A 611-nucleotide genomic window follows, 5' to 3' on the forward strand; every position below is an offset into this window, starting at 1 on the left:
TTATCCGTTTCAGTTTGCCATGATCGCATTCAATCACGTTGTTCCGGTACTTAATCTGTCGGTGTTCAACGTCAGACGGGCACCGGCCTTCGCGTTTGAGCAGAGCAAGCGCGCGACCATAGGCGGGCGCTTTATCCGTGTTGATGAATCGCGGGATCTGCCACTTCTTCACGTTGTTGAGGATTTTACCCAGAAACCGGTATGCAGCTTTGCTGTTACGACGGGAGGAGAGATAAAAATCGACAGTGCGGCCCCGGCTGTCGACGGCCCGGTACAGATACGCCCAGCGGCCATTGACCTTCACGTAGGTTTCATCCATGTGCCACGGGCAAAGATCGGAAGGGTTACGCCAGTACCAGCGCAGCCGTTTTTCCATTTCAGGCGCATAACGCTGAACCCAGCGGTAAATCGTGGAGTGATCGACATTCACTCCGCGTTCAGCCAGCATCTCCTGCAGCTCACGGTAACTGATGCCGTATTTGCAGTACCAGCGTACGGCCCACAGAATGATGTCACGCTGAAAATGCCGGCCTTTGAATGGGTTCATGTGCAGCTCCATCAGCAAAAGGGGATGATAAGTTTATCACCACCGACTATTTGCAACAGTGCCG

Annotated in this window: 1 protein-coding gene; it reads right to left on the bottom strand. The window is 53.5% G+C overall.

Annotated features, from left to right (window positions below; translation table 11 throughout):
• A partial coding sequence (locus ACT3IC_RS23515; RefSeq protein WP_001067847.1) for an IS6-like element IS26 family transposase occupies positions 1 to 547 on the bottom strand: 547 nt, incomplete at its 3' end.
• Positions 548 to 611 lie beyond the last annotated feature (64 nt).

Source organism: Leclercia sp. GHBNCSD (assembly GCF_055805075.1).